Origin of the sequence: Winogradskya consettensis, from assembly GCF_018332715.1 — a bacterium.
Lineage (GTDB): Bacteria > Actinomycetota > Actinomycetes > Mycobacteriales > Micromonosporaceae > Actinoplanes > Actinoplanes consettensis.
This window is the reverse complement of record NZ_BOQP01000036.1, coordinates 84,049-109,979: the sequence shown is the minus strand read 5'-3', so window position 1 is coordinate 109,979 and position 25,931 is coordinate 84,049. Positions and strand designations below refer to the sequence as shown.

Annotated in this window: 27 protein-coding genes and 1 pseudogene; 16 read left to right on the top strand and 12 right to left on the bottom strand. The window is 69.3% G+C overall.

Translation table 11 applies throughout. The features are described 5' to 3' along the window. The first annotated feature begins 44 nt into the window (after positions 1–44). The 7 genes from Aco04nite_RS31800 to Aco04nite_RS31770 are packed head-to-tail and all read left to right on the top strand — an operon-like array spanning position 45 to position 6,446. The gene (locus Aco04nite_RS31800; RefSeq protein WP_213000926.1) at positions 45–935 is read left to right on the top strand and encodes a glycosyltransferase family 2 protein; all 891 of its coding nucleotides are present in this window, start codon (positions 45–47) and stop codon (positions 933–935) included. Beyond that, on the top strand, positions 932–1,942 hold the full coding sequence (locus tag Aco04nite_RS31795) for a glycosyltransferase family 2 protein (protein ID WP_213000925.1): 1,011 nt from the start codon (positions 932–934) through the stop codon (positions 1,940–1,942). Before Aco04nite_RS31800 ends, Aco04nite_RS31795 begins: the two co-directional genes overlap by 4 nt. After that, positions 1,939–2,709, top strand: coding sequence for a polysaccharide deacetylase family protein (locus Aco04nite_RS31790; RefSeq protein WP_213000924.1), 771 nt, complete (start codon positions 1,939–1,941; stop codon positions 2,707–2,709). The genes Aco04nite_RS31795 and Aco04nite_RS31790 overlap by 4 nt, the downstream gene beginning before the upstream one ends. After that, positions 2,706–3,968, top strand: a complete 1,263-nt coding sequence (locus Aco04nite_RS31785) for a glycosyltransferase family 2 protein (RefSeq protein ID WP_213000923.1) — start codon at positions 2,706–2,708, stop codon at positions 3,966–3,968. Before Aco04nite_RS31790 ends, Aco04nite_RS31785 begins: the two co-directional genes overlap by 4 nt. Before the next feature lie 48 nt (positions 3,969–4,016). Then, the gene (locus tag Aco04nite_RS31780; protein WP_213000922.1) at positions 4,017–5,876 is read left to right on the top strand and encodes a hypothetical protein; all 1,860 of its coding nucleotides are present in this window, start codon (positions 4,017–4,019) and stop codon (positions 5,874–5,876) included. Next, positions 5,873–6,259 (top strand): hypothetical protein, encoded by a 387-nt coding sequence (locus Aco04nite_RS31775; RefSeq protein ID WP_213000921.1) that lies wholly within the window; start codon positions 5,873–5,875, stop codon positions 6,257–6,259. The genes Aco04nite_RS31780 and Aco04nite_RS31775 overlap by 4 nt, the downstream gene beginning before the upstream one ends. Before the next feature lies 1 nt (position 6,260). Further along, a complete protein-coding gene (locus Aco04nite_RS31770; protein ID WP_213000920.1) occupies positions 6,261–6,446 on the top strand; it encodes a hypothetical protein in 186 nt (61 codons plus the stop codon). 21 nt (positions 6,447–6,467) lie between these two features. Here the strand turns inward: Aco04nite_RS31770 and Aco04nite_RS31765 are convergent, their stop codons facing one another. Next, positions 6,468–7,367 (bottom strand): glycoside hydrolase family 16 protein, encoded by a 900-nt coding sequence (locus tag Aco04nite_RS31765; protein WP_213000919.1) that lies wholly within the window; start codon positions 7,365–7,367, stop codon positions 6,468–6,470. Between the two features lie 368 nt (positions 7,368–7,735). On the opposite strand from Aco04nite_RS31765, the gene Aco04nite_RS31760 reads away from it, so the two are divergent. Next, positions 7,736–9,055: a glycosyltransferase family 2 protein gene (locus tag Aco04nite_RS31760; protein WP_244876435.1), complete on the top strand. Its 1,320-nt coding sequence runs from the start codon at positions 7,736–7,738 to the stop codon at positions 9,053–9,055. Next, positions 9,052–9,768: a class I SAM-dependent methyltransferase gene (locus Aco04nite_RS31755; RefSeq protein ID WP_213000917.1), complete on the top strand. Its 717-nt coding sequence runs from the start codon at positions 9,052–9,054 to the stop codon at positions 9,766–9,768. The genes Aco04nite_RS31760 and Aco04nite_RS31755 overlap by 4 nt, the downstream gene beginning before the upstream one ends. Before the next feature lie 65 nt (positions 9,769–9,833). Here the strand turns inward: Aco04nite_RS31755 and Aco04nite_RS31750 are convergent, their stop codons facing one another. Next, positions 9,834–10,715: a glycoside hydrolase family 16 protein gene (locus Aco04nite_RS31750; protein WP_213000916.1), complete on the bottom strand. Its 882-nt coding sequence runs from the start codon at positions 10,713–10,715 to the stop codon at positions 9,834–9,836. A gap of 164 nt (positions 10,716–10,879) precedes the next feature. Between Aco04nite_RS31750 and Aco04nite_RS31745 the strand changes: the two genes are divergently transcribed. After that, entirely contained in the window at positions 10,880–11,134 is a 255-nt protein-coding gene (locus Aco04nite_RS31745; protein WP_213000987.1) for an ATP-binding protein, read from the top strand. A gap of 59 nt (positions 11,135–11,193) precedes the next feature. Here the strand turns inward: Aco04nite_RS31745 and Aco04nite_RS31740 are convergent, their stop codons facing one another. The 6 genes from Aco04nite_RS31740 to Aco04nite_RS31715 form a co-directional block, all read right to left on the bottom strand. Continuing rightward, positions 11,194–11,550 (bottom strand): ANTAR domain-containing protein, encoded by a 357-nt coding sequence (locus Aco04nite_RS31740; protein WP_308161706.1) that lies wholly within the window; start codon positions 11,548–11,550, stop codon positions 11,194–11,196. A gap of 102 nt (positions 11,551–11,652) precedes the next feature. After that, entirely contained in the window at positions 11,653–12,042 is a 390-nt protein-coding gene (locus Aco04nite_RS31735; protein WP_213000915.1) for a hypothetical protein, read from the bottom strand. An 80-nt stretch (positions 12,043–12,122) separates the two neighbouring features. Then, the gene (locus Aco04nite_RS31730; protein WP_244876434.1) at positions 12,123–12,977 is read right to left on the bottom strand and encodes an FAD binding domain-containing protein; all 855 of its coding nucleotides are present in this window, start codon (positions 12,975–12,977) and stop codon (positions 12,123–12,125) included. A gap of 382 nt (positions 12,978–13,359) precedes the next feature. After that, positions 13,360–13,569, bottom strand: coding sequence for a hypothetical protein (locus Aco04nite_RS31725; RefSeq protein WP_213000913.1), 210 nt, complete (start codon positions 13,567–13,569; stop codon positions 13,360–13,362). Between the two features lie 99 nt (positions 13,570–13,668). Beyond that, positions 13,669–14,610 carry a sensor histidine kinase gene (locus Aco04nite_RS31720; protein ID WP_213000912.1) on the bottom strand — a complete coding sequence of 314 codons (942 nt, stop codon included), beginning with the start codon at positions 14,608–14,610 and terminating at the stop codon, positions 13,669–13,671. A 122-nt stretch (positions 14,611–14,732) separates the two neighbouring features. Beyond that, on the bottom strand, positions 14,733–15,572 hold the full coding sequence (locus tag Aco04nite_RS31715) for a Rieske (2Fe-2S) protein (protein ID WP_244876433.1): 840 nt from the start codon (positions 15,570–15,572) through the stop codon (positions 14,733–14,735). A gap of 82 nt (positions 15,573–15,654) precedes the next feature. On the opposite strand from Aco04nite_RS31715, the gene Aco04nite_RS49765 reads away from it, so the two are divergent. Together Aco04nite_RS49765 and Aco04nite_RS31710 are read left to right on the top strand one after the other, a co-directional pair. Continuing rightward, complete coding sequence (locus Aco04nite_RS49765) at positions 15,655–15,777, top strand: hypothetical protein (protein WP_280519396.1); 123 nt, start codon at positions 15,655–15,657, stop codon at positions 15,775–15,777. A 121-nt stretch (positions 15,778–15,898) separates the two neighbouring features. Further along, entirely contained in the window at positions 15,899–16,543 is a 645-nt protein-coding gene (locus tag Aco04nite_RS31710) for a hypothetical protein (RefSeq protein ID WP_213000910.1), read from the top strand. A gap of 44 nt (positions 16,544–16,587) precedes the next feature. On the opposite strand, the gene Aco04nite_RS49180 is transcribed toward Aco04nite_RS31710, so the two are convergent. From Aco04nite_RS49180 to Aco04nite_RS31690, 3 genes are read right to left on the bottom strand one after another with little or no spacing between them, the layout of a single operon-like run. Continuing rightward, positions 16,588–17,409 carry a MerR family transcriptional regulator gene (locus Aco04nite_RS49180; RefSeq protein WP_244876432.1) on the bottom strand — a complete coding sequence of 274 codons (822 nt, stop codon included), beginning with the start codon at positions 17,407–17,409 and terminating at the stop codon, positions 16,588–16,590. A gap of 41 nt (positions 17,410–17,450) precedes the next feature. Beyond that, positions 17,451–18,488: a tetratricopeptide repeat protein gene (locus tag Aco04nite_RS31695; protein WP_213000909.1), complete on the bottom strand. Its 1,038-nt coding sequence runs from the start codon at positions 18,486–18,488 to the stop codon at positions 17,451–17,453. 16 nt (positions 18,489–18,504) lie between these two features. Further along, positions 18,505–19,398, bottom strand: a complete 894-nt coding sequence (locus Aco04nite_RS31690; protein ID WP_213000908.1) for a LysR family transcriptional regulator — start codon at positions 19,396–19,398, stop codon at positions 18,505–18,507. Positions 19,399–19,469: 71 nt separating this feature from the next. Between Aco04nite_RS31690 and Aco04nite_RS31685 the strand changes: the two are divergent. The 4 genes and pseudogenes from Aco04nite_RS31685 (at position 19,470) to Aco04nite_RS31670 (ending at position 23,746) form a co-directional block, all read left to right on the top strand. Next, positions 19,470–20,185 (top strand): annotated as a pseudogene (locus Aco04nite_RS31685) (SDR family NAD(P)-dependent oxidoreductase). Between the two features lies 1 nt (position 20,186). Further along, positions 20,187–21,407, top strand: coding sequence for an MFS transporter (locus tag Aco04nite_RS31680; protein WP_308161708.1), 1,221 nt, complete (start codon positions 20,187–20,189; stop codon positions 21,405–21,407). Between the two features lie 207 nt (positions 21,408–21,614). Continuing rightward, positions 21,615–22,298, top strand: a complete 684-nt coding sequence (locus Aco04nite_RS31675; RefSeq protein ID WP_438874959.1) for a response regulator transcription factor — start codon at positions 21,615–21,617, stop codon at positions 22,296–22,298. Further along, positions 22,295–23,746 (top strand): HAMP domain-containing sensor histidine kinase, encoded by a 1,452-nt coding sequence (locus Aco04nite_RS31670; RefSeq protein ID WP_213000906.1) that lies wholly within the window; start codon positions 22,295–22,297, stop codon positions 23,744–23,746. Before Aco04nite_RS31675 ends, Aco04nite_RS31670 begins: the two co-directional genes overlap by 4 nt. Positions 23,747–23,762: 16 nt before the next feature. On the opposite strand, the gene Aco04nite_RS31665 is transcribed toward Aco04nite_RS31670, so the two are convergent. Continuing rightward, positions 23,763–25,883 carry an MMPL family transporter gene (locus tag Aco04nite_RS31665; protein WP_213000905.1) on the bottom strand — a complete coding sequence of 707 codons (2,121 nt, stop codon included), beginning with the start codon at positions 25,881–25,883 and terminating at the stop codon, positions 23,763–23,765. Between the last annotated feature and the right edge of the window lie 48 nt (positions 25,884–25,931).

Genomic DNA, 25,931 nt, shown 5'->3' with positions numbered 1-25,931 from the left:
GCACCGTCCCCCATGATGGTCAATCATTTACCCGAGGAATATGAATGACTGGTCGGCATCCGACTGTAAGCATTGTCATCCCGGCGCTCAACGAGGCCTTGAACCTCCCGCACGTCATGGCGAAGCTCCCGCCCGCCGATGAGGTGATCCTCGTTGATGGCGGGTCGGTGGACGACACAGTCGCGGTCGCCCAGCGGCTTCTGCCCTCCGTCCGGATCGTCAGGCAGAGCCGCCGGGGCAAAGGCAACGCCCTGGCCTGCGGTTTCGCCGCTGCTACCAGCGACATCATCGTCATGATCGACGCGGACGGGTCGACGGATCCGGCCGAGATCCCGCTGTTCGTCGAGAGGCTGATCGCCGGCGCGGATTTCGTCAAGGGCTCGCGCTTTCTCGCGGCGGGCGGCAGCGCCGACATCACCAGGTCGCGCAGCCTGGGTAACCGGGCGTTGAACAGCCTGGTGAACGCGCTGTTCAACACGGGATACACCGATCTCTGCTACGGCTACAACGCGTTCTGGGCGCGCTGCCTGCCCGTCTTCGATCTGGATCACACGAGCCCCCGCCCGGCCGGCGACGGCCGGTTGTGGGGCGACGGTTTCGAGATCGAGACCCTGCTCAATCTCCGGGTGGCCAGGGCGAGGCTCCGGGTCGAGGAGGTGCCCAGCTTCGAACACGAGCGCATCCACGGCGACAGCAACCTCAACGCGGTCACGGACGGAACGCGGGTGCTCCGTACCATCGCCCGCGAGTGGCTGCGGCAACCGCGAGCCGGTGAGCCCCAGGCGCCGGCGGCCACCCCGCAACAACCGCCACGTGCGGGCGTGCGGGACGCGGCCCAGCGGCGCAGGCCCTGGCGGCGCAGGAAGAAGCAGGCCGAGCCGTTCCTGCCGCAGCAGACCCGCCGCAAGTCGCTCATCAACGACGGCCAGTCATGAACGACACGTCCGCGCCCGGCATCGCCCTGCGGGACGAGCCGGCCCGGCCCGGTCTGTCCACCAGGCCGCCCGATGTGCACATCTCCGTCGTGATCTGCGCCTACACGGCCGACCGGTGGGTTGTGATGCGCGAAGCCTGCCGGGCCGTCCAGGAACAGCTCGCCCACGCGGATGAGCTGATCGTGGTGATCGACCACAACGAGGAGCTGCTGCACCGGGCCACATCGCAGCTCGACGGTGCGAGGGTCGTGCCCAACTCGCAGACCCGGGGCCTTTCCGGCGCGAGAAACAGCGGGGTCGCCGCATCCGCCCAGGGTGTCGTCGTCTTCCTCGATGACGACGCTGTCCCGAGGGCGGGCTGGCTGGAGTCCATCCGCTCCCTCTTCGCGGATGACGCCGTGGCGGTCGTCGGGACCCGCGTCATCCCGAAGTGGCAGGGCAGCCGGGCGCCGTCGTGGTTTCCCGAGGAGTTCGGCTGGGTCGTCGGATGTGGGTACCGCGGTCAGCCGACGTCCCGGGCAGCGATCCGCAATCCCATCGGGGCGTCGATGGCCATCCGGAGGACAGCGTTGCTCAGCGCCGGCGGCTTCACCTCCGAGGTGGGCCGGGTCGGTGCGCTGCCGGTCGGCTGCGAGGAGACGGAATTCTGCATCCGGCTGTCCGAACAGCACCCCGAACTGGCCGTCATCTTCACCCCGGACGCCGCCGTCGACCACTTCGTCCCGGTCGAGCGTCAGACGCTGCGCTACTTCCTGCGCCGTTGCTTCCATGAAGGCCGGTCGAAGCGGGCGGTGGCCCGGCTGCGCGGGAAAGCGCAGGCGCTCTCGGCGGAGAAGCACTACGTGAAGGTGACGCTGCCCGCGGCTCTGGCCCGGGGCGTCTCCCCGCGCTCGATCCTCCGGGAGCCGGCATCGCCGGCGCGGGCCTGCGCGGTGCTGGCCGGTCTCACCGCGACGGTGTGGGGATATGTGACCGCGGGCAGCACGTACGGCAGCTCAGCTCGATGAACGATGCCGTCGTGCCGGTCCTGCTCTACCACTCGGTGTCGGACAGCCCGCAGGCGAGAGCCGATCCCTGGGCGGTCCGGGTCCGCGATTTCCGCGAGGACATGGAGCAGGTCGTGGCGAGCGGCCGGAGGCCCCTGACGGCGAGGGAGTTCGCCGGCCACCTGCTCCGCGAGGACCCGCCCGCCGATCCCGTCGTTCTCGTGACCTTCGATGACGGGTTCGCCGACTACCTCGATGTGGTGACGCCCATCGTCGCCGACCTCGGCATCGTGACCACGCTGTTCGTCACCACCGGCTTCATCGGCGAGAAGGGCATGCTGTCGCGGCGCGGCGTGCAGGAGGTCGGCGCTTCCGGCACGGCGGAGGTCGGTGCGCATTCCGTGACCCATCCACACCTCGATGTCGTGGACGGGGCGAGGTGCCGCGACGAGATCCGGCGATCCAAAGAGTCCCTCGAGGACCTCCTCGGCGAGGCGGTTCCATCGTTCGCGTACCCGCACGGCAGTCATCGCGCAGCGGTGAAGGCCCAGGTCGCCGCGGCCGGGTTCGCCACCGCCCATGCCGTCAAGAACCGCCTGTCCCACACGTCGGACGACGTGCTGGCCATTGCCCGGTTCACCGTTCAGGGCCGGAGCAGCCGGGCCGAGGTTGCCGCCGTCACCAGAGGTGCGGGCCGGCCGATCGCCAGTCGTGACCAGTCGATGGCGACGAGAGTGTTCCGAGTCGTTCGCGGCGTGAGACACCGCATCGTGGGAGGGCAGTTGTGAAGAGGATTGACGGGGCATCGCCCGAGGCGTTCGCATCGGATTTCGTTCCGGTGCCCATCCTGGATGTGGATCTCGACGATCGCATCGAGCCACCGGCGTTGTGCGGCCAGGTCCGGTTTCTGGTCCGGCGCGGCGGCGTACCCGTCGGGTTCCTGCCCTTCTCCGTGACGGAACGCCACCGGCAGCTGGACGACCTACGGCCGGAGATCAAGGCCGCACTGCCGGCCCTGGCCGACGTGCTGACGCCGGCCACCGCCGGCGTGGGCCGGGCACCGGGCAGTGCCGTCCGATCGCCGCTGACGGTGAGCGTGGTGGTGACCGCCTGCGAACCCAGCCCGGGACTCCTCGGCACACTGCGCGGCGTGCTGCAGCAGAGCCACCCCGCCGACGAGATCATCCTGGTCGACAACCGCCCGGAAACCTCGGGCCTAGCCGAGTTCCTCGCGGAGAGCGACCTGCCGGGCGTCCGGCTGCTCGCCTCGCCGCGACCGGGGGTTTCGCACGCACGCAACGACGGGCTCGCCCACGCCCGCGGAGACATCGTGGCGTTCACCGACGACGACGTCATGATCGATGCGAACTGGCTCGGGAACATCGCCGCCGCCTTCACCGACGATTCCGTGGGATGCGTCACGGGCCTGGTGCTTCCCTGGGAGCTCGAGACCCCCGCCCAGGCCCTCTTCGAACAGTTCGGTGGCTTCGCCAAGGGCTACCGCAGGAAAGTCTTCGAAATCGGATCGATTGGCGAGGGTGCGTTGTACCCGTACTGCGCCGGCATTTTCGGCACGGGCGCGAACTGTGCGTTCCGGGCCGAATCCTTGCGCGCGGTCGGCGGATTCGATGCGCACCTGGGGACCGGGACACCGGCCCTGGGTGGCGAAGATCTCGACATCCACCTGACAATGATCCGCTCCGGCTACCGCCTCGTGTACGAGCCCGGTGCCCTCATCCGGCATCGTCACCACCGTGCCTACCCTGACCTGCGCAGACAGGTGTTCACCTATGGGGCCGGGCTGTCCGCGATGCTGACCAAGAGATGGGTGAGCGACGGTGCGGAGCGGCGCGAGATCGCCGCTCGTATCCTGCCCGGAATGCGTCATCTGCTTTCTCCGGAGAGTGAAAAGAATGCCGCGAAGACTGACTCGTATCCGCTGGTATTGACTTTTGCCGAGCTTTTGGGGATCTGTATCGGGCCATTTGCCTACTGCTACAGTCGGCTCTGCGCCAGATTTGGCGGCCGCAATTCGAGCCGGCGATGATCATTTCTCCCGGGGTGCGACGAGCAGTTTTACGGATGGTGTCGATCAGTGATCAGTAACAGCGTGACCCGGTACCCATCCCCGCCGGGCCCGCCGGACGCTGCGCATGACGAGGAGGCCGCACGGGCTGCGGGTGCGAGCCACCAGGACCCGCGCCACGGCATCCTCCGGGCCGGGGCGAAGCCCGCCGTTCTCGTCGCGGGCGTCGTCACCGGCTATGTCCTGATCAGGGGCCGTGCGGATGGCAACATCGGCCCGTGGGGCATCATCGAGGCGCTGCCCCGGCCGTACCTGTTGCTCCTGCTGCTTCCCGCGATCGTCTTCTTTCACGAGTTGCGGCGGGGCATGAGCCGGGCGATCCTGTCGCTCGCCCTGGTCGCCCAGGTCATCACCATCTACGGATCGGTGGCGTTCTCGGAGTCGATGCCCCGGTTCGCGACCGCCTGGCTGCATGCCGGTTTCACGACGCAGATTCTGCAGACCGGGGAAACTGCCACCGGGATGGACGCCCGGTTCAGCTGGCCGGGGTTCTTCGCGGCCGCGGGCGTTTTCAGCGAGGCCGTCGGCCTGGAACCCCTCTCGCTGCTGAGATGGGCGCCGATGTGCTTCGCCCTGCTGTTCCTGGCGCCCCTGGCCCTGCTCTTCCGGGCGCTGCACGGTTCCGCCCGGGTGCGCTGGGCCGGTCTGTGGGTCTTCACGGTGGCGAACTGGGTGGGCCAGGACTACTTCGCCCCCCAGGCGTTCGCCTTTTTCCTGCACCTGGCCGGCCTATCCGTGGTCACCGCGGTGTTCCTGGGCGGTGCGAGGGGCGTGACACGATCACGTCCGGCAGGGCGTATCCGGGCGCTGCTGACGCTGCCCGCCGATGTGAACCCCGAGGGCGCCGCCGTCACCCATGGCCAGCGCTCCTTCCTGATCGTCTCGCTGGTGATCGTGTCAGCGGCCGTCGCGATGAGCCACCAGCTCACGCCGTTCATGCTCGCGATGACGCTGTGCCTGCTCGCGCTGACCGGGGTGCTCCGGATCGCGCTGCTCCCGCTGGCTACGGTCATCGTCACGGTCGGCTGGCTCTGCTACGGCGCGCAGGACTATTGGAACGGGCACATGAGCGCGATCTTCGGATCCGCCGGGCAGGTCAGCTCGGTGGTCAGCTCCGGGGTCGGGTCGCGGATCGTGGGCAGCACCGTGCATCAGGTGATCGTCAATCTGCGTATCGCCACCGCGGGGATCATGTGGCTGCTCGCGTCGGCCGGTCTGATCCATCTGCTCCGAAGCAAGAAGTACGGCCTGATCCTCGGGATCATCGCCGGTGCCCCGTTCCTCATGCTCGGGTTGCAGGACTACGGCGGCGAAGGAATGTTGCGCGTCTACCTGTTCTCCCTGCCGGCAACGGCGCTGCTCGCCGCGCACGCGTGTGTCTCGCTCGCCGCCAGATCACGCCCGGTCGCGGCGGTCGTGGCGGTGGCCGGACTGCTCGTGCTGCCCGTGAGCCTGGTCGCGCGGTACGGCAACGAGAGCTACGAGCACGTCTCAGCCCAGGAGGGTGCGGCGGTCGCGGCGCTCTACGACATCGCGCCGCACGGCAGCACCCTGGTCTGCCTCTCGCCGAACCTGTCCTGGCGCAACATCGGGCTCTCCCAGTACGACTACGCCCAGGCGGTCCTGGACCAGTTCGCGGTGCGTCGCGTCGATCTCGCCATCGCCGCGATGGGCACGAATCCGAAGGGCGCCTATCTCATCGTGACCAGGGGACAGATCGCGTACGGCGAGGAGGTCTACGGACTGCCCGCGGACTGGGGACGCTCGGTCCAGCGGGACATCGTGCGGAGCCGGCGGTTCACGACGGTCTTCCACAACGACGATGCGACGGTCTACCGGCTCGAGCCGGTGAAGGAGGCGCGGCGATGAGGCCTGGTCGGACCATCGGCACGGCGGCGGGTCTCGCCGTCTGGGCCGCGATCGCGCTGGTATGGACGTCGCTGGCGGGGAGCGATCTCGGTGGATCGCCAGCCCGCGTCATCGGTGTCGGCATTCCGTTGCTGGCCGGGCCGGGCCTGGGATTCGTGCTGCTGCTCAACATCGCGGACCCGCTGCTGAGCTTGGTGATCGCTGTCTCGCTCGGCTGCGCGACCCTGGTCGTCGGGGCACAGATCTCGCTGTACTCGGGGCACTGGTCACCGCCGGTGGTCATCGTCTCCCAGCTGGCCTGCACCGTGCTGATCTCGGCGGCGGCGTCGATCCGAGGGGCGATCGCGAAGCAACGGCGGGAGGCCGGTCCCGTTGCTGGATGACGTGATCTCGCCCGTTCTGGGCATCGTGGTCGCCGCTGTCGCCCTGGCGGGCTGTTTGGCGGCGATGCTCGTGTCGGAGTGGCCGGGCGGCGCCAGGTGGTCACGAGCGACCACTCTGGGCGCGTACGTTCTGGTATCGGTCTCGATCGTCCTCATGGTGCTGCGGTTTGCCGTGGTGGCCGCGTAGTCCCGGCCCGGCGCGGCGGCCCTAGAAATTCGACGGAATCTCGAGGCTGTATGCGGTTATCCAGTCGATCTGGATGTGTCCCCTCGCCTGAGTCGCCGGACGACGCCCGTCCAGAGCCGTCTCCGTCTGCAGCACCCAATGCATGGGCTGGTCCGGAATAATGGTGCGATCGGTCACTACTCCCAGCAATTTTTCGTCGAGCACGAAACGCACCTCGGTGGGGGTCCATTCGATGACCGCGGTGTGCCACTTGTCGAAATCGGCTCCACTCTTGAATGCCTCCTGTGATGTCGGTGCGCCTTTGTGGTGCAGGAATGCCTCGATCTCGCCGGTCAGTTCGCCTTCCGGGAAATCGATCTCGCCGTCGGTCCATTTCTCGCTGTCCGGCCAGAGCAGCCAGGCCATCTTGAAACCCGGTGCGGGGTCGGCGCGGAATCGCACGGCGTACCGTCCGTAAATGAGGCCGCCCTGTGTTCCGGGGCCATAGATCCGCGGCAGGGGGGCGGCCACGAGATGAACGTTGCTCTCCGTTCTCACATGGAGGTCCATGATGCTGTTCCTGATGCTGACGACGCGGGCGGGGGAGTAGGTGCCGTTGCGGCTGGTGTCGCGCCATCCCTCGCCGTATGCCGACCATTTCCACGGCTGGGCCACGGGAAACTGGCCCAGGGGCACGTCGGAGGTGAAGTCGTCCTTGAAGATCTGCCGCCAGCCGGGCAGGTCACCCACGGGCATCGACTGCCCCGACGGTGAGTACGCGGCCGGGGCGGACGGCGTCGGGACCGGTTCTCGCCCCACGAAAGAATAGGTCCCGGGGGAGCCGGGAAACAGCATCAGGAGCGTGGCGGCGGCCAGCCGGCGGGCCCGGTTCCAGTGAGTGCTCCTCTTATTCGGCGCGTGTTGTTTTCGGTGCTGTTCCACAGAGATTTCCTTGCGTTTGTAAATCCGGGCTGGAACTCACCATAAACGTAGATGCCGAGGTCGTAGAAATGCCCACCGAAGGGGTAGTCCCCCCGGGTGGTTCATAGCGCCGTAAGGACAGAATGGCCGGTGGCCGTCGTTGTATCAACCAGCTATCGCTTGACCATGCCTTGGCGCCACGTAATGTCGAAGGAGGCAAGAATCGTCGCGGCCCTGTTGTGCGGGCCGCGTCGCTGCGCACATTGCGGCCGCAGGCCGCAGACCTTGAGTCCGTCCGGGGCCGGTGACGACATCGCCGAGCCGCGCGGATAACTCGTCTGAACGCTGTTGGGGAATCTTATATGAATGCAGAAACAGTGTCGGATCCCGTGTCCATCGATGGTGCCACCTGGTGCTGCGAGTTCGAGGTATCCGGGTCACGGGATCTGCGGGCTGTCGTCGCGCAGGCGGGTGAGCCGCTGGTGCGTGTTCTGATCCGTGTCCATGACGAGCCGCTCGGATACCTGACCCTGACCCGGGAGGAGGCCACCCCGCCGGCGATCCTCGCCGAGGCGTGGCGGCGATTCGGGGATCGGATCGTTGCGCACCTGGCTGCGGAAGGCGTCCCGGCCCCCGCAGCCGACCCCGGGTACCGTCCGGGCGCCGCAGTGACGGGTTGCCCGAGCGAAGTGGACACATCCGAGCACGTTTCGGTGGTCGTCTGCACGCGCGACCGCGGCGAGATGCTCCAGGACTGTGTCGGGCGGCTCGCTGAGATCTCGTATCCCCACGTCGAGTTCATCATCGTCGACAACGCGCCCAGCGATGATTCGACGGAGCGGTTGATCGGCCGGCTGGCCCTGACCGACCCGCGGTTCCGCTATGTCCTCGAGCCCCGCCCGGGCCTGTCGAGAGCGAGGAACGCGGGACTCGCCGCCGCTCGCGGGCGTTATGTCGCCTACACGGACGACGACGTCGCGGTTGATCCCCGTTGGGTTCACGGGATCCTCCGCGGTTTCAGCCGACGACCCGACGTCGTCTGTGTCACCGGCCTGGTCTGCACAGCGTCCATCTCCAACGACTCCGAGGCGTATTTCGACGCGCGGACCTCGTCCTGGTCGAGCCGGTGCGCGCCGACCTTGTTCGACCTTCGCGACCGGTCCGGTCACGGTGCGCTGTACCCGTACTCGGCCGGCATCTTCGGGACGGGCGCCAGCTTCGCGTTCGACCGCGACAGCCTGCGGACCCTCGGTGGTTTCGACGAGGCCCTGGGCGCGGGCACCGACACCAGGGGCGGCGAGGACCTCGACGTCTTCGTCCGGGTTCTCACCGGCGGCGGCGCCATCGCCTATGAACCGGCTGCGCTGGTCTGGCACCATCACCGGGCAGACCAGGACTCACTTCGCAAACAGATGTTCGGGTACGGAGCGGGGCTCGCAGCCTTCCTCACGAAACTTCTCGCACAACGCTCCACCCGTTCGCAGATCCTGCTCAGGATCCCGTACGGCGTGATCAAGATGGCGAGGATCCCGTTCGCCACGAACCAGCGCCTGCAGGCGGAGCACTCGGCGCCGCCCGGGGCGCTGCGCCGCGAGATCGCCGGCCTGGCAGCGGGACCCTTCCTGTACGCGCGTTCCCGCCGGAACTTGCACGCTGCCGTGCCCCCGCGGCCACGCTCCGGGGCGAGTGTCGTGGAGGAGCGGAGATGAGCGCGGTGCGGCGGCTTGCGAGGCTGTTACCGGAGCCGGTGCGTAAGTTGGCGGTGCTGAACGTCGGCCGTGTCAACAGAAACCTGCCGGGACTGCGGGTGGACTGGGGCGACATCGCCCGGCGGGCCCCGTTCAGCCAGGTGTACGGCTGGGACCGGGGACTGCCCGTGGACAGGCACTACATCGAGCAGTTCATGAAGGCGAACGAGCGACTGATCGCGGGTGACGTCCTCGAGGTCCGTTCCGCGCTCTACTCGCAGAAGTACGGTTCGGCGGCGACCCGGACGATCGTGGACGTCGACGAGGGCAACAAGGCGGCCGATCTGCACGCCGATCTGAACGTCGCGGGTTCCATCGGCGAGAACAGGTTCGACTGCGTGGTCCTGACCCAGGTGCTGCAATACACGGATCCTCAGGCGGCGTTGCGTACGGTGAAACTTGCCCTGAGGCCGGGCGGAACGGCCCTGATCACGGTGCCGTGTGTCGGCCGGACCGATCCGGAGGCCCCGGACATGGACCAGTGGCGGTGGACACCGCGGGGCTTCGCGGTGACCCTCGAACGGGCGGGTCTCACCGGTGAGGTGCAAGGATTCGGCAATTCCCTCGCGGCGGCCGCGTTGCTGCTCGGCCTCGCCGCCGAAGAGGTGCCGGAGCCGCGGCTGACCGAACAGGATGTCTCCTTCCCGGTCGTGGCGTGCGTCGTGGCGAGATGACAGCGGGGGCCGGAACCACGCGCTCGGCATGGTTCCGGCCCCCGGCCGTCATCGTGGTGGTGCTGTTACCGCTGCAGCTTGTACACGGCGACCCAGTCGATCTGCAGGTGACCGGCCACGGCGGCGCCGGGCTTCACGCCGTCCAGGTTGGTCTCGGTCTGCAGGACCCAGTGCATGGGCGTCGAGGGGATCTTGGTGACATCGGTCGACTTGCCGATCTGCACGCCGTCGAGCAGGTAGCGGACGTAGTTCGGGTGCCACTCGAGGACGGCGGTGTGCCAGGCGTTCGTGGCCGACTTGGTCTCGTACCAGTCCTGGTCCATCGGCTTGTTCTTGTGGTGCATGAAGCCCCAGATCTTGCCGTCCAGGTCGGCCTCCGGGAAGTCGATCTCGCCCTCGCCCCACTGGTCGCTGTCCGGCCACAGCAGCCACGCGATCTTGTAGCCGGCGAGCTTGTCCGACCGGAACCGGACCGCGTAACGCCCGTAGAGCTGACCCTCGCCGGCGTTCGCACCGTTGATCTTCGGGACGGGAGCCGACACGAGCGACTTGCCGCCCTCGGTCCGGATGTTCATGTCCATCACGCCGTTCTTGACGCTGATGACCTTCGAGGGAGCGTAGGTGCCGTTCTTGCTCGTGTCCGTCCAGCCATCGGCGTAGGCGCCCCACTTGTTGGAGACGGCCGCGGGGAAGCTACCGAGCGGAACGTTCTGGTTGAAGTCGTCGCTGAAGATCTGCTTCCACGCGTTGATGTTGCCCACCGGCATCGCCTGCCCGGACGGCAGGACGGCTGCGGCGGTCCCGGTGCTCGTCGCGGCGTCCGCGGCGGAGACGTTCACCATGGAGGTCAGCGCCAGAGCGGCGACCGTTACCGCGGAAGCCAGCTTCCAGCGCGACGAACGACGAACGGAATTCATCGATCCGGCCAGCGTTGACTTCTGCTCCATGTGTGATCCCCCGTCTATGTCCGCCCTCGTTGTGAAGACGCCGTTACGGGCAAAGTCGGTGGGGATCCGAGGCGAATGAGCGGTGATCCAAGCGATGACGAAGCTGAACCCCGGCTGCAACCCCGTTTGCACAGAGGTCTTCCGCAGCCACTCCCGTCACAGGCCTGTCGGGTGCACTGGCTATCGCCGCCACCGAACTGGCGACCAACGCGATCCGGTACGGGCGGCCGCCCACCAGGGTCTTCCTGCGCCGCACCGAACACACTTCTGTGCTCGACGTGGCAGACGAGGATCCCGGCACGTCGCCGGAGGTCGTCGGCCCGAGAGCGCCCGGGGCGGGCGGCCTGGGCCTGCGCATCGTCTCTGAACTGGCCAAAGCCGTCGGTTGGTATACCGAAGGCACGCGCAAGCACGTCTAGGCGGAGTTCAGCCTCCGCGCCGCATGACCTGGCCCGTGCCGGTGTGACCGGCGGTGGGCTCAGGGTTGGTTGCCGGGGTCCGCGCTCGCGACCAGTGCCTCGGCGACCTCGCGGAGTTTGCGATTGGTATTTTGCGAGAGCTGGGTGAGGATGGCGAGCGCGACGGCGGCGTATCCGGCGAACGTCTCACCGAGAACGATCACGTCGTCGTCGAAGGCCTGAGGTTCGGTGGCATAGACGTTCAGCGCGCCGGAGATCTTCTCGTGCAGGGGCAGACCGATCGACAGGGAACTCCTGGCACCGGCCTGAGTTGCCTGAGCGGTCCAGACGGTCCAGCGGTCCTCGGCGGACATGGTCGGCAGCGACAACGTGGTGGCGGAGACCTCCGCGGTGCCGGGGATGGGTGCGTTTGGCAAGGTGGGCAACCTCGTGCAGGACACCCTTGAGGTCGGTTTCCCCGAGCTTGATCCGGCCGAGCCGCCCGAAGGCGTCGATGGGGTCCAGGGGCTGGGAGCCGGTCATGTGGTGCTCCTAGCGGCTTTGGTACGTGCGGTCACGCGTTGGGCTGATCGCCCGCCCGGGCCGGCGCCTTCCTCCTCGGAGCTCTCGAAGGCCGCCGTCACCGGCGCGCTCAACGGCGCCATGCCCCGGGGATTCGCGGCACGACGGTCGGCTCGGCGGTCCACAACGCGTCGAGGCACGGCCCTGCGTCGCAGGTACTGGGCCTCGTCGACGGCGAGAGCCAATTCGCTGCTCATGGCAACCGTGACGTACCCGTCCTCGCGGTGGGTGGTCATCGAGGCGTAGCTGACCGCCGGCAGCAGATCGACCGTGAACTGGGTGATGGACCGCAGCAGGCCGGCAGCCGGATCTCGTGCGTCCGTGGCCTGCCGACCTGGGCGTCGCATGAGTTGACGAGAGGGGCCTGCCGCTCCGCGTCCCGGACCCGGCTCCGAGCCGGGACCGAGGTCGGGGCCCGCGTGGATGATTACCCGGTCATGGCCCGGGCCCTGGCCTGGGTCAGTGCCCGGCGGGTCAGGAGTTGGACCGCCTGACGCCGGTCGCACCCGTGCTGCGGGCCGGCGTCGGTGTCGGCGGCAGCCTCTGCGGCCCTGGTGATGGCAGCGTCGCAGAAATCCGTGCCGATCAGGGCGTTCTCAGCGGCGCGGGCGCGGACCGGGCAGGGGCCGACGTTCACGAGGCCGATCGCTGCCGCGCTGACCACGGCATCGGTCACAGTCACCGCCGCGACGGCCGCGACCTCGGCGAAAGTGGCAAGGAACGGCCGTTGCTCGGCGAATCCCGCCCCGGTGCCGTCGGGCAGCACCGGGATACGGACCTCGGCCAGCAACTCCTCGGGGCGACGGGCGGTCAGGAACGGGCCGAGGTAGAAATCCTTCGCCGCGACGGTCCGGTGCCCGTCCGGCCCGGCCAGGTCGAGCTGCGCGCCGAGGATCGTTGCCACGACCGGCCACTCCGCCGCCGGGTGTGCATAGGCGAGGCTGCCGAGCATGGTGCCGCGGGCCCGGATCGGCGGGTGGCCGATGTACCCGACCACCGTCCGGAGCATGTCGCCGAGGGCACCCCCGACAGCTTGCGATTCGAACGTCCGGTGCCGGACGAGTGGTCCGATCCGAAGAGTGCCGTCCACCTCGGTCAGTAGGTCGAATTCCGTCACCGGGTTGATGTCGACCACACGGCGCGGCCGTACGCCGCCGGCGGTTATCTCCGGGATCAGGCTCTGTCCTCCGGCGAGCACCGCCGTGTCGCCGTCCGCCAAGGCGGCCAGCACGTCATCGGGTCCGCTCGCGGCGAGATATTGCAATGTTCCGAGCTTCGTCACTCCGTATCTCCCGATCGCGTTCGCAGGCATGACAAACGCCCATCGCATTCCCGTTCGGAGTCTCCGCACACTCATCTGTTTGGATGGTTCCGGACCGGGATCGGGCTACCCCGTCCGAGATCGCAGGGATTCCCCCGCCGCGGTTGCCGATCGGCAGTCGACCCCCGCGGTTTCCAAGGGTGCGGCGAATGATCGTCCGTGCTCCCCGGATCGAGAAGGCGCCACCGATGGTGGCGGCACCGGCAACGACCCTGGCCCCCGCCGACCCGAAGAAGCCGGTCCGGCTGAGGTCGCGGCAGACCGGCCGTCCACTGGCGACTGTCTGCCGCAGGACCCGATCGAGATAGCGCGGTGTCGTGTCCGACGTCGCCGTCGACCGTGATCACCACAGTTCGGGGCCGGATCCGGTGGGTTCGGTGTGCCGGTAGACGGGCACGGTGTGGACCGCCTCATGGATGGCCGCGACGACGACCATGTCTATCTCGCCGATCAGGACGATCCGAGCTGTTTCAGACGTTTCGTGGCGATGGGTGGCGATAACAAGCACCGCGTCGGTGCTCTGGCCCGGCTCGAGGAGGGGTTCGGAACCCATGAGAACTCCAGCGTAGTGGGACGGGTGCGGTCCCTCGCTGCTGAACGCACTCTTACGTTAGCCCCCCGGGCGGCAGCCAGCGGGATCGTCGCCTCGCGGTCAGGTGAGCGTGAGGGCCATGCGGGCGATCGTGATGCCGTCACGGTGCGCGACCGCGAACGCGTCACAGAGCTGCCGCGTGATCCACAAGCCCCGCCCACCGGTCACAGCCCGCGACGGTGGCCGATAGCCGGTCAGGGGATCGGCGGGACCATCGCCGCTGTCGGTGACCTCGCAGACGACCCGGTCGCCGTCGATCCAGGCGCGCAGGCATCGCGGGCCGCGGCCGTGACGGACGCTGTTGGTGACGATCTCACTCATGACCAGCAGCAGGTCGTCGCCGCGCTCCGAGCCGGCCCACCCGTGGGCCGCGAGCAGAGCTGACAGGGCGTGCCGGGCCGGTGCCACCCCATCGGTGATCTCCATGGCGAGGACCGGTGGTCCGCTGACCGCGGGCATGGGCTCGGGGACCAGGCTCAGAAATTCGGCCGGCGACAGATAGCCGGTACTGGCCGGCCGCCCGGGGGTGAAAACCGTCGGATGCGTACGCCGGGCGTCACTCACCAGCTCCGCGGGGAGCGCCCGCACGTCGTAGGGGCAGACGATCCAGGCGGGGGCGTCCGCGAAGACCTCGTTGAGCACCGCTTCGTATCTGCTCCAGCCGGCCTGCCGGGGCGCCGGACCGAAACCGACCTCGCCGATGACGCGCACCCGCGGGTGGCCGCGTCCGGTGGCATCGGTCACCATCCGCTCCCAGCCGGCGACGGTCGTCGTGGGACGCACGTACCAATCGTCGCGGTCGATGAACGTGACGGCGGCCGCGTCCGTGCCGAGGGCATCACGCAGAACGGCGATGTTGGCTCGGGTCACCGCGGCCACGATCGCGTCACCGGCACGAAGGCCTTCATGGATGAACGGGACGAGCGTGGAAGCGAACTGCTGGTCGCCGGCGTAGAACATCGCGTCGTGCACGAGTGCCGCCGCTCCGGGCGAATCGTCCACTTCTGTCGCACCGTAGTCCATCTGCGGCCCGGCCTTTCTCGTGGGCCGATCCTACAGCCACGGTGGTAAGGCGATGACCGGGTGACCGGCAGGCCGGAGGGGACGGCACGCAGGTCCCAGCCTCAGGGTTGGGCGACCTCGACCAAGCCCGCCCGGACCCGCGAGCGCAACAACGGCTGGTCGTTCGCCGCCGGGCCGTGGACGACCGCGCCGTCGGTGAGCCGGAAGGTGCTGCCATGCCACGGACACACGACACAAGCCTCCGCTCCCGTGCCGATGACCTCGCCCTGGCCGAGGGGTCCCGTCTCGTGCGAACACCGCTCGATCATGGCGGAGACCTCGTCGCCGTTGCGGTAGAGCAGCACCGGGACGTCATCGATGCGGCGGACGGTCGGCTTGCCGTCGGGAAGCTCGGCGAGCGGTACTACGGCGGTCCACTCCTCGGGCACCCGGGCGATGTCGGGCGCGGCCTGATTCGTTGCGCCGCTCTGGGCGTACGCGATATGGCCCCCGAGATAAGCACCCAGGCCGGCCACCGACAGACCGGCGAAGCCCAGGGCCTTTCCCCGGCCGGTGCGCCCGCTGAGCCGAGCGGCCAGCGATCCGGCGTACAAGCCGAGCGCCACCGTGTTGGCAGCGGCGTGCACCAGGCCGACCCGGCGGCGGTCCTTGGTCATCTGCGACCAGTCGGCCAGCCCCGACGCGATCGCCGGAACCGCGCCGGCGGTCCCGGCCGCGATGAGGACCGTGGCGGGTCGGCGCGTTCCGGGGAGCAGATCGAGCACCGCCGCGGACATGAACGCCCCGACCGGCACCTGCACCGCGACCGGATGAAGGGGATGCCCCAGCCAGACACCGTGCAGAAAATCGGCTACCGGCCGGGGGAGGGCGCCCTGCACAGCGCCCTGGAGCCGGTCACTGATGCCGTCGAGGGCACGAGCACGCTCGAGGCGGATCGTCATTTTTCGTAGCATCCTGCCCGGATTCCCGGGGTGAGCCGGCATAAACGCCCGTCTCCGACTACCTGCCGACAGTCCTTTCCGGATGCCCGACGATATGGAGGTCGTGCGCGAGGAGATGTTCGGCCCGGTGGCGGCGATGCCGCCCAGCCTCAACGCGACAGCGGGGACGGCTTCGGGTACGGCCCGGAGCTGCTCGACGAGCTGACTGTTCTGAAAGCGGTCCACCTGCGGGCCCCACCCGGCGGATGGTCCTGGGAGACCTTCGTGAGGATGGCAAAGGCCTCGTTGGGGGTGCACCGCCGGTCGCCCATGACATCGCTCAGTCGGTGATGCGCCGGGCCGGTGTGGATCCGTCCGAGCATTACCGGCGGCTGGTGGTGCGGACGCCGCCGGAGCCGTCGGTGCTCGCCGGGCTCGGTGAGACCGGCAGCCCTGACGACGGCGAAATCGCGATGCGCTGGCTGTCGCACCCTCGGGCCCGCGGCCGCGTCGAGGCGATCCGGGCATGGCGCCGGCTGGGCGTCACACGTCGTACCCTGCTCGTGCCGCTGTTGGAGGACGAGTCCGCCGCGGTCACCCGCCAAGCAGTGGCGATCCTGCGACGCGATGCCGTCGTTGATGCTGCTGCCTTGCGGGCTTTGCTCAGCGCCGCAAACCCGTCGCATGTCCGGTTCGCCGGCTATCGGTTGCTGACCGGCGGCGACGCGTGGCAGCGGCTGTCCACGGACCTGCAACTCGTTGCTGACCCGGACCTGCGGCTTCGGGGCCACGCGCGCGCCGACCTCACGGCCTGGCTCGATCACGAGGCCGCCACCGCATATCTGGCCCCGGGCCGGGACCGCGCCGCCGCATTCGAATACCTGGTCGAAGAGGCTCGCCCGGTCCTCGGCGAGGACAAGACCCGATTACTGCGGTTCCACACCGGCCTCACCCCGGCGACTGACCGGCCACGTCTTCACCACTCGGCCTGAATGCCGTAGACCCTCGCGAGGCCCCCACAAAACCCTCGCAGTCCTCAGCGGGCGGAGGCGGCGAACGGGATGGGGCAGTCGGGCTGTTCGGCGCAGGCGGCCAGGTCGTCGCAGCCTGCGGCGACTGCTGCACGCAGGGTCGAGGCGATCACCTGCAAGTCGGCGATCTTCGTCTCCACCTCGGCAAGTTTCTCCTGGGCCCGGTGCCGGAGGCTCTCGTCAGGATGGGGCTCCACTTGCAGGTGAAGCCCGGCATCCGGACGGGCCCGGGCGTCCGAGCGGTCGTGTCGATGGTTGCCGGGAGTGAGCAGGCCGGCGATCTCGTCGAGGGAGAAGCCGAGCCGCTGCGCCGCCTTGATCACCTTGAGCACCGTTACCGTCTCGGACGGGTAGAGCCGGTGCCCGCCGAGGCTGCGGCCCGGCTCGGCGATCAGGCCGCGGCGCTCGTAGTAGCGCAGCGTCTGGAGATTGACTCCGGCCGCGGCGGCGACCCGTCCGGTGCGCAGGTGGAAGACGGGACCGCGGTGCTCGGGCCGGCCGGTCATGGTTGCGGCCCGCGCGGCGAGTGCGTCGAGGATCGCGACGTGCGCAGCAGGCACCTCGATCACGAGCCCCAGTAGCCCATTCCCGGAACTGAAGGTGAAGGAGAAGAACGAGCAGCAGTTGCTCTCCCGGCCGGCCAGGTCGCGGGCCGTGGCCTCGGCCGCTGGATCGAGTTCCCAGCGCAGCGTCGTCGCAGTCAGTCGCCGCTGGCCGCGCAGCGCGGCGGTGACCAGGTCATCGAACTCCGCGAGGCGCAGCGGTCGTTCAGCGGTCGGCAAGATGCACGCTTGCGGCACCCAGGTCTGGTCCTCCGTCGTGGTCATCCCCCGACGGTAAGCCTGTACCGGGGTACCGGATGCAAGCCTCAGTTCGGGGTGAGGGCGGCGAGGTGGCGTTCGGTGAGTTGGGTGGCGGGGTGGTGGTGGCCGAGGACGCGGCGGCGGCCGGCGAGGGTCCAGGCGTAGAGGTCGGCGGCGGGTTCGCCCAGGTGGTGGAGCATGACGGCGAGGTTGAACGCCGAGGAGAGGGTTTGCGGGTCGTCGTCGCCCAGGACCCGGCGGTGGCCTGCGAGGGATTCCTCCAGGAGCCCGCGGGCTGCGGGGCGGTCGCCGGCGCCGTAGAGGGCGGCGGCGAGGTTCGTCATGGCGCTCAATGTTCCCGGATTGTCGGGGCCGAGGGCGCGGCGGAATCTTTCCACCGTGAACGTGAGCAGTTGTCGCGCTGCGGGGAAATCGCCGAGCTCGTTCAGGACGGCGGCGAGGTTGTTCATGACCGACAGGGTGGCCGGGTCGAGTTCCCCGCGGACTTTGCGCGTTGTCGCCAGGGACCGTTCGTAGAGGTTTCGTGCTTCCTGTAACTCGCCCAATTCTTGGAGCACGATCGCGTAGGCGCTCATGGCGTTGGCCGCGTCGATGTCGCGGGTGGCTTCTCCGGAAGCTTGGGACAGGTGCCGGGCCGCGTCCAGCAATTGGCCACGCTCGCGGAGATACGTTCCGCAGCGGTATCGCAGGACTCCGGTCGTACGCGACGCCTGATTGGTCTTCTGCAGAACGGCCTCGGCGTGCGGCAGGAGCAATTCCCAGAGGTCCCAGGTCGCGGGGTCCTGCACCGCGGACGGCAGCACCGACGTCAGAAACCCGGCGGCGGCTTCGGGCCAATTGTGCGGGCGGCGACCGAAAAGGCGGCGGCCCGGCACCGCGACCGGGTGGGCGCGCAAAGATGCGGAAACCGATTCGGGTACGCGCACCAGCCCGCCGTCACCCACCGGGACCACCATTCCGGCCTCGGCGAGAACGGCCAACGGCCCCGGTTTCAGCAGGTCGGCGGGAATGGGGGCCGGGGCGAACTGGGACAGCAGCATCGCCAGGCCCGCCGCGGCCGGATCACGCAGTTGTGGCTGCACCGCTGCATCGTAGGGGCTATCCCTGGCGGGTGAGGTCCGTGGTGGCGGCAAGGTCCGTCACGAGGGCGCGAAGGCGTTGGTGGAAGGGGTTGTCGCGGGCGGGGTTCCAGGCCATGACGGTGGTGGCCCGGTCGCCGGTGAGGGGGACGAAAACGACGCCGGTGCGGCGGATGGTGCCGGCTGAGCGGGCCAGGCGGGTGACCCCGACGCCTGCGGCGACCAGACCGAGCAGGTTGGGTACGCCCGCAGCGCGCTGGACGACGCGCGGTTCGAACCCGGCCGCGGCGAAGTCGTCGTCGTACTTGTCGTGCCAGGGTGGCCAGGCGGCGCGGGGTGTGAGGACCCAGTCCTCGCCGGCGAGATCGGCGAGCTGGAGTTCTGTGCGGGTGGCGAGGCGGTGGCCCTGGGGGAGGACCGCGCAGACCGGCTCGGTGGTGATCGTCTGGGTGGCGAGGTCCGGGACCAGCGGGGGCCGGGTGAAGGCGGCGGTGAAACGGCCGTCGCGCAGGCCGGCGACGAGTTCGTCGATGGGGAGGTCGTGGGTGGTCAGGGCCGGGGCGGGGAGGTGTTCGCGGACGGCGCGGACGATCGGCGGCAGCATGTAGTTAGCGGTGGAGGAGAGAAAGGCCAGGTCGAGGCGGCCGGGGGTTGCCTGGCGGGCGACGGCGAACGCGGATTCGGCGTGGGCGAGGACGCTGCGGGCCTCGGGGAGGAAGGCTTCACCCGCGGGGGTGAGGCGGGTGCCGCGGGTGTCGCGATCCAACAGGCGTACGCCCAGATGCCGTTCCATGACGCCGATCTGTTGCGACAGGGATTGCTGGCTGATGTGCAGCTGCAACGCGGCGCGGGTGAAACTCAGCTGCTCGGCGACGGCGACGAAATAGCGCAGTTGTCGCAGTTCCACAGTCACAGTCCAAGACTGTGACCCCTACCCGAAATGTGTGTTGGCCAGGAGTTCCGGGGCGGCGGCAGGCTGGGCGTATGACGGGAACAGGGCGGGTATGGCTGATCACGGGATGCTCGGCCGGGTTCGGGCGGGAATTGGCGCTGGCCGCGCTGGCTGCCGGTGATCGGGTAATGGCTACCGCGCGGCAGCCTTCGCGGCTTGCCGAGTTGGTGGCCGCGGGGGCAAAGACGGCGGCGCGGTTGAGGAGTTGGAGCTGGACGAGCTGCGGTCGCTGATGGACGTGATGTTCTTCGGTGCCGTGGCGGTGACGAAGGCGGTGCTGCCCGTTCTGCGTACCCAGGGAAATGGGGCCATCGTGCAGATGAGCTCGATGGGCGGGCAGGTGAGCATGCCGGGGTTCGGCGCCTATTGCGCGGCGAAGTTCGCGCTCGAGGGGCTTTCCGAGGCGCTGGCAGCGGAAGTGCGCCCGTTCGGCGTACGAGTCGTCATTGTGGAGCCTGGGGCCTTCCGCACGGAATTCGGCGGCGGCCGGATGCAACGATCAAGAATCATCGAGGAGTACGCGCAGAGCACAGCCGGCACCCGCGCAGCCGTCGACGCCATGGACGGCAACCAGCCGGGCGACCCGCGTAAAGCCGCGCGAGCGGTGCTGGAGGCCCTGGCGCACCCCGATCCGCCGCTGCGCCTGGCCCTCGGCAACGACGCCGTCGACGCGATCGCTGCCCACCACGATATGGTCCGTGCCGACCTGACGACCTGGGAGCGACTCAGCCGGTCCACGGATTTGTAAACTGGCCCGCGTGACGACCTACCGTGAGGTGTTCGCGGTACGTCAGTTCCGCGTGCTGTTCGCCGGCTACACGCTCTTTCTCGGCGGCGAGACCGTGAAGATGCTCGCGCTTTCGGTGACCGTCTATGCCGGGACCGGTTCGTCACTGCTGGCGGCATTGGCCTATGTTGCGGGCTTTCTGCCGTACGCCCTCGGAGGCACCTTCCTGCTGGCGTACGCCGACCGGTGGCCGCCGCGGGCCGTGATGATCGGCTACGACCTGCTCCGCGCCGCGGTCGCTGCCGTGCTCGCGGCCGGGCTGCTGTCACCGGTCGCGATGCTGGTGCTGGTGTTCGTCGCCGGCATTCCGAGCGCGGTCGCCTCCGCGGCGCGCAGTGCGATGCTGCCGGACCTGCTCGACGGCGACCGGTACGTGCTCGGGCGGGCCGTGTTCTCCATGGCGGCCGGGGGTACGCAGGTGGTCGGGTTCGCCGTGGGTGGGGTGCTGATCGCGGGGGTCGGCCCGTACGGCGCACTGTGGATCACCGTGGCGAGCTGTCTGCTGTCCGCCGCGTTGCTGCGCCTGCGGCTGGCCGGGCGTCCGGGTCGCGGCACGGGCGGAGGGTACGCCGTCCGCGAGACCTGGCGCGTCAACCGCGAACTGCTGCGCGTGCCGGCGATCCGTGGGCTGCTGCTGGCCCAGTGGCTGCCGCCCGCGATCGTGGTCGGTGCCGAGGGCGTGCTCGTTCCGTACGCCACCCAGATCGGCATGCCGGGCTCAGCCGGGTTGCTGTTCACCGCCGTGGCGCTGGGGATGCTGGCCGGCGACCTCGCGATCGGGCGGCTGGTCACACCGGAGCGCCGGGAACGACTGTCCGGACCGCTGGCCGTGTTGCTCGGTGCGCCGCTGCTCGGATTTGTGGTCGTGCCCGGGCCGGTCACCGCGGGGCTGCTGCTCGCCGTGTCCGGGTTCGGGGTCTCGTACCAGTTGGGGCTGGCGCGGCGTTTTCTGGCGGCGGTGCCGGAAGCGAATCGGGGTCAGGCTTTCGGGTTGGCGCTGACCGGGACGATGGCGTTGCAGGGGTTGTTCGCGGCGAGCGGTGGGGCACTGGGCGAGGTGGCCTCACCCGGCGTGGTCGTCGTCGCGGCGGGCGCGGCGTCTCTGCTGGCCGTTTCGGGGCTCTGGCGGGTGCTTGCCCCTGGCCGTTGCCTACGCTCGTGGCTCTTCCGACGTGGCGTATGAAACGGGATCCCTGGCCGTCGAGGAAGGCGAAGGATGGCCCGCCTCCGGCTGTCCCGTCGGTCCGACGGCTCGCTGCCGTCCACTTAGTGGTCAGGTCTGAGCTCAGGCATCCGTACAGGCGACGGTTCTAATCCTGGTTTCAGGTTGGCCGGAGAGAATGGGCGGCAAAAGGCATCGATGGGAAGGGGGCGGGCCGGCGTGCGGATCATGATTGCGGATGATGACGGGGCCATCCGTGATTCGCTGGAGCGGGTGCTCCAGGTCGAGGGTTACGACATCAGCACCGTCGCCAACGGTCTCGCCGTGCTCGACGGGGTCGGCGGGGCGGGCGGTGACGCGCTGGATCTGCTGATTCTCGACGTGATGATGCCTCGCCTCGGCGGGTTGGAGACCTGCCGGCGGCTGCGGGCCGCGGGCCGGGATCTGCCGGTGCTGATGCTGACCGCCCGTGACCAGGTCTCCGACCGGGTCGCGGGGCTGGACGCGGGTGCTGACGACTACCTGCCCAAGCCGTTCGCCACCGAGGAGTTGCTGGCCCGGGTGCGGGCCCTGCTGCGCCGGCGCACGCCGGCCGACGGGGAGTCGCAGTTGCTGTCGTTCGCCGACGTGCGGGTCGATCCCGACAGGTTCGAGGCGTGGCGTGGCGGGCGGCCGCTGCATTTGACCCGGACCGAGTTCTCCCTGCTGGAGGTTCTGGTGCGCAACGCGACCCGGGTCCTGACCCGCGACGCGCTGTTCGAGGCGATCTGGGGCTTCGACATGAGCGCCACCGCCAACAATCTCCAGGTGTACGTGAGCTACCTGCGCCGCAAGATGGAGGCCGAGGGTGAGCCACGATTGATCTATACGCTGCGCGGCCTCGGATACACGTTGCGGGAGACTCCTTCGTGAGCGGGCCCGTCGGCCGGGGTCCGCGCCGGCTGACCCGATGGTGGCGCCGGCGGTCCCTGCGGACCAGGCTGACGGTGATCGCGGCGACGGCCATCGCGGTCAGCGTGTTCGTGGCCTTCCAGGTGGCCAGCGAGCTGATGGACCGGGAGCTGCAGGTCACCGCCGAGGATCAGCTGCGCGCCGACTCCCGCGTCCTGGCGGCGGACGCGGAGCGCGCCGGTGTGGCGCAGGTCCCGCTGCCGCCGTATCCCGGGTCCGGTCGGCTGGTGCGGGTCATCCTGCCCGACGGCTCGACCCGGACGCCGGTCGGCCAGCCCGCGCTGCCTCCGGTCAGCGGGCGGGCCGGGCGCGTGGCGCAGGGTGCGTCGGCCGACCTGATGGAGTCGAACGACAGCGACGAGGACGGCTACCGCATTTACACACTGCGGGCGGGCGACGGCGCGGTCCAGGTGGCCCGCGTCGTCGACGACAGCCCGATCAACCGGTTCGGGTTCGGGATGCTGTTGATCGGGCTGCTATGCGTGGCCGGCGGAGCCCTGGTCGGGCGGACCGTGGCGCGGACCGGGCTGGCACCGATCGACCGGCTGACCGCCGCCGCGGTACGTGTCGCGCACACCCGCGATCTCGACGCCGGCATCCCGGATGAGGGTGGTGGGGAGATCCGGCGGCTGATTCAGTCGATCAACGAGATGCTCGCCGCGCTCCGGGACTCCCGGCGGGCCCAGCGGCTGCTCGCCGAGGACGCCGCCCACGAGCTCAAGACTCCGCTCACCAGCCTGCGCCTCAACGTCGAGCTGCTGGTCCGGCTCGATCGGCGCGGCACACTGGACAGCGCGCTGTCGGCGGGGAGCCGGACCCGGTTGCTCAACGACCTCGGCGCCCAGGTGGCCGAGTTGAGCACCCTCGCTGCCGAGCTGACCGAGGTGGCGCGCGGTGATGTCAGTGACGAGAACACCGAGCTGCTCGACCTCGCCGACGTGGTTCTGGCCGCTGTGACCCGGGCGCGTTCCCGCGTGCCTGACATCGAGGTCGCGCTCGACGTGACCTCCGTGTGGGTGAGCGGGCGTCCCGCCGCGCTCCAGCGGGCGGTGCTCAACCTCATCGACAACGCCGGCAAGTGGTCCCCCGCCGACCAGCCGGTCCAGGTCCGGCTGCGTGCCGAGGGCGCGTCGGCGGTGCTCGAGGTCGACGACGCCGGGCCGGGCATCGACGCCGTCGACGTACCGCGGGTGTTCGACCGGTTCTACCGTGCCGACAATGCCCGGGGGTTGCCGGGATCCGGTCTGGGGCTGTCGATCGTGCAGCGGGTCGTCGACGACCACGGCGGCCGGGCCACTGTCGCCCGTTCCACACGCGGTGGCGCACTGCTCCGGGTGAACCTCCCGGCCGCGGCCCCGCCCGCCCCGCTCGCGCGCCGCGCCGCCGGGGAGGGCACCGCGGCGCGCTGAGCGGGTCCCGCCACGCTCACCGTTGCAGCGCGGGCTCCTCCTCGGCGAGCGTGTGCCGATCGATCGGCGGCCCTGCCGCTGGACGGGACAGCCGGCTCGGCCACCAGATCCGCCGGCCGATCAGGAGGGTGAGGGCGGGCACCAGGACCGACCGCACCAGCAGGGCGTCGAGCAGTACGCCAAAGGCGACCAGGAACCCGACCTCGATCAGCATCACCAGCGGAAGTGTGGCGAGGACCGCGAACGTGGCCGCCAGGACGAGCCCTGCCGAGGTGATGACGCCACCGGTGGCCAACAGGGCCTTCAGCATGCCCTCCCGGGAGCCGAGCCGCGCGGTCTCCTCCCTGGCCCGGCTTGCCAGGAAGATGTTGTAGTCGACGCCGAGCGCCACCAGGAACAGGAATGCCAGCAGCGGCACCGAGGAGTCGATACCTTTGAACCCGAGGATCGTGTCGAAGACGAACACGCTGCCGCCGAAGGCCGCCGCGAACGAGATGATCACCGTTGCCATCAGGACCAGCGGGGCCACGATCGCGCGCAGCAGCAGCCCGAGGACGATCAGGACGACGGCGAGCACCAGCGGGATCACCCGCTTCTCGTCGCGGCGGGTGGTCACCTCCGTGTCGAGGTTCTCCGCGCTCGGCCCGCCGACGATCGCCTCCGCCCCGAACACCCCGTGCACGGCGGTGCGCACCCGCTTGATCGTGTCGTACTCCGCGGTGGTGTCCGGCGCGTCGGTCGGGAAAACGGAGATCTCGGCCCAGCCTCCGACGGCCTTGCCCGGGACGGCCTCTGCCACGCCTGGGGTGCGCTTGGCGATGTCGACCACCCGCTCCTGGTACGCCGGCCGCGTATAGATCGTCATCGGCTGGCCGCCGAGCTCCGGGAAGTGCCGGCGGAGAACCGTGAAGCCGGTGACGGACTCCGGCGCGGACAGGAACTGGTCCTGCTCCCGCAGGGCGCCGGTGTTGTCCGTCAGACCGATGGCGAGCACACCGAGGACTCCGAGCGAGCCGAGCGTGGCCACCCACCGCCGGCGGTTGATGCCGGTGCCGAGCCGTCCCCACAGCCCGGGCTTGTCCTGCACGGCCGTGCTGAACCGCGGGATGGCGGGCCAGAAGATTCGCCTGCCCAGCACCACGAGCATCGCCGGGAACAGGGTCAGCATGGCCGCCAGCGCGCACAGGATGCCGGCGGCGCCGATCGGGCCCAGCCCGCTGGTGCTGTTCAGGTCCGCGACGAGCAGGCAGAGCAGCCCGGCGACCACGGTGGCCGCGGACGCAACGATGGCCGGCGCCGCGCCGCGCAGAGCGTGGACCATCGCGACCCGGACGTTCTCGTGGTGGTGCAGTGCCTCCCGATATCGAGCGATGAGCAACAACGCGTAGTCCGTGCCGACGCCGAACACCAGGATCGTCAGCAACGCCGAGTTCTGGTCGTTGACCACGATGCCGAAGCCCTTGACGAGCAGGTAGACGGTCGCCATCGCCGTCAGTGCGGCCGCGCCCACGGCCACGAGCGGGACGAACCACAACACCGGGCTGCGGTAGGTGAGGATGAGCAGGACCGTGACGACGATGACCGTGGTGAGGAGGACCTGCAGGTCGATGCCGTCGAAGACGGCGTCCATGTCGCCGTCGATCGCGGCCGGGCCGGTCACGTCGAGTTCCAGGCCGGCGGGGCGGTCCTTCGCAGCGTCCCGTAACGGGCCGACTATGGCCTCCGGTGCGCCGTAGGTCGTGCTGACGTCGAGGGTGAACGTCATCGCCTTGCCATCGGTGGAAAGTCTCGTCGACGGGCCCTCGTCGTCCGCCGCCTTCGGCGGGTACCGCTCGGCAAGGGTGTCGTAGTGGCGCTCGACCGTCGCGCGGTCGGCGTCGGTCAGGCCGCCGGCGCGGTGGTACACGAAGACGAACGTGTTGTCCTCGCCGCCGGGGAGACTGTCCTCCAGCACCGCCACTTTGGTGGACTCGGCGCCGGCGGGCAGGGTGTCCACGGCTTTGTCGGTGGTGACCGAGCTCAATTTTCCGCTCAACGGCACCATGACCGCCGCCAGCACCAGCCACAAGCCGATCACCAGCCACGGCACCCACCGGCCGGGCGGCACTTCCCTGGGCGACGCTGCGTTGACTGACATCAAAAGCCTCCTGACGAGTTGCATCGCTTGTCTGAGGCCACAGTCGTA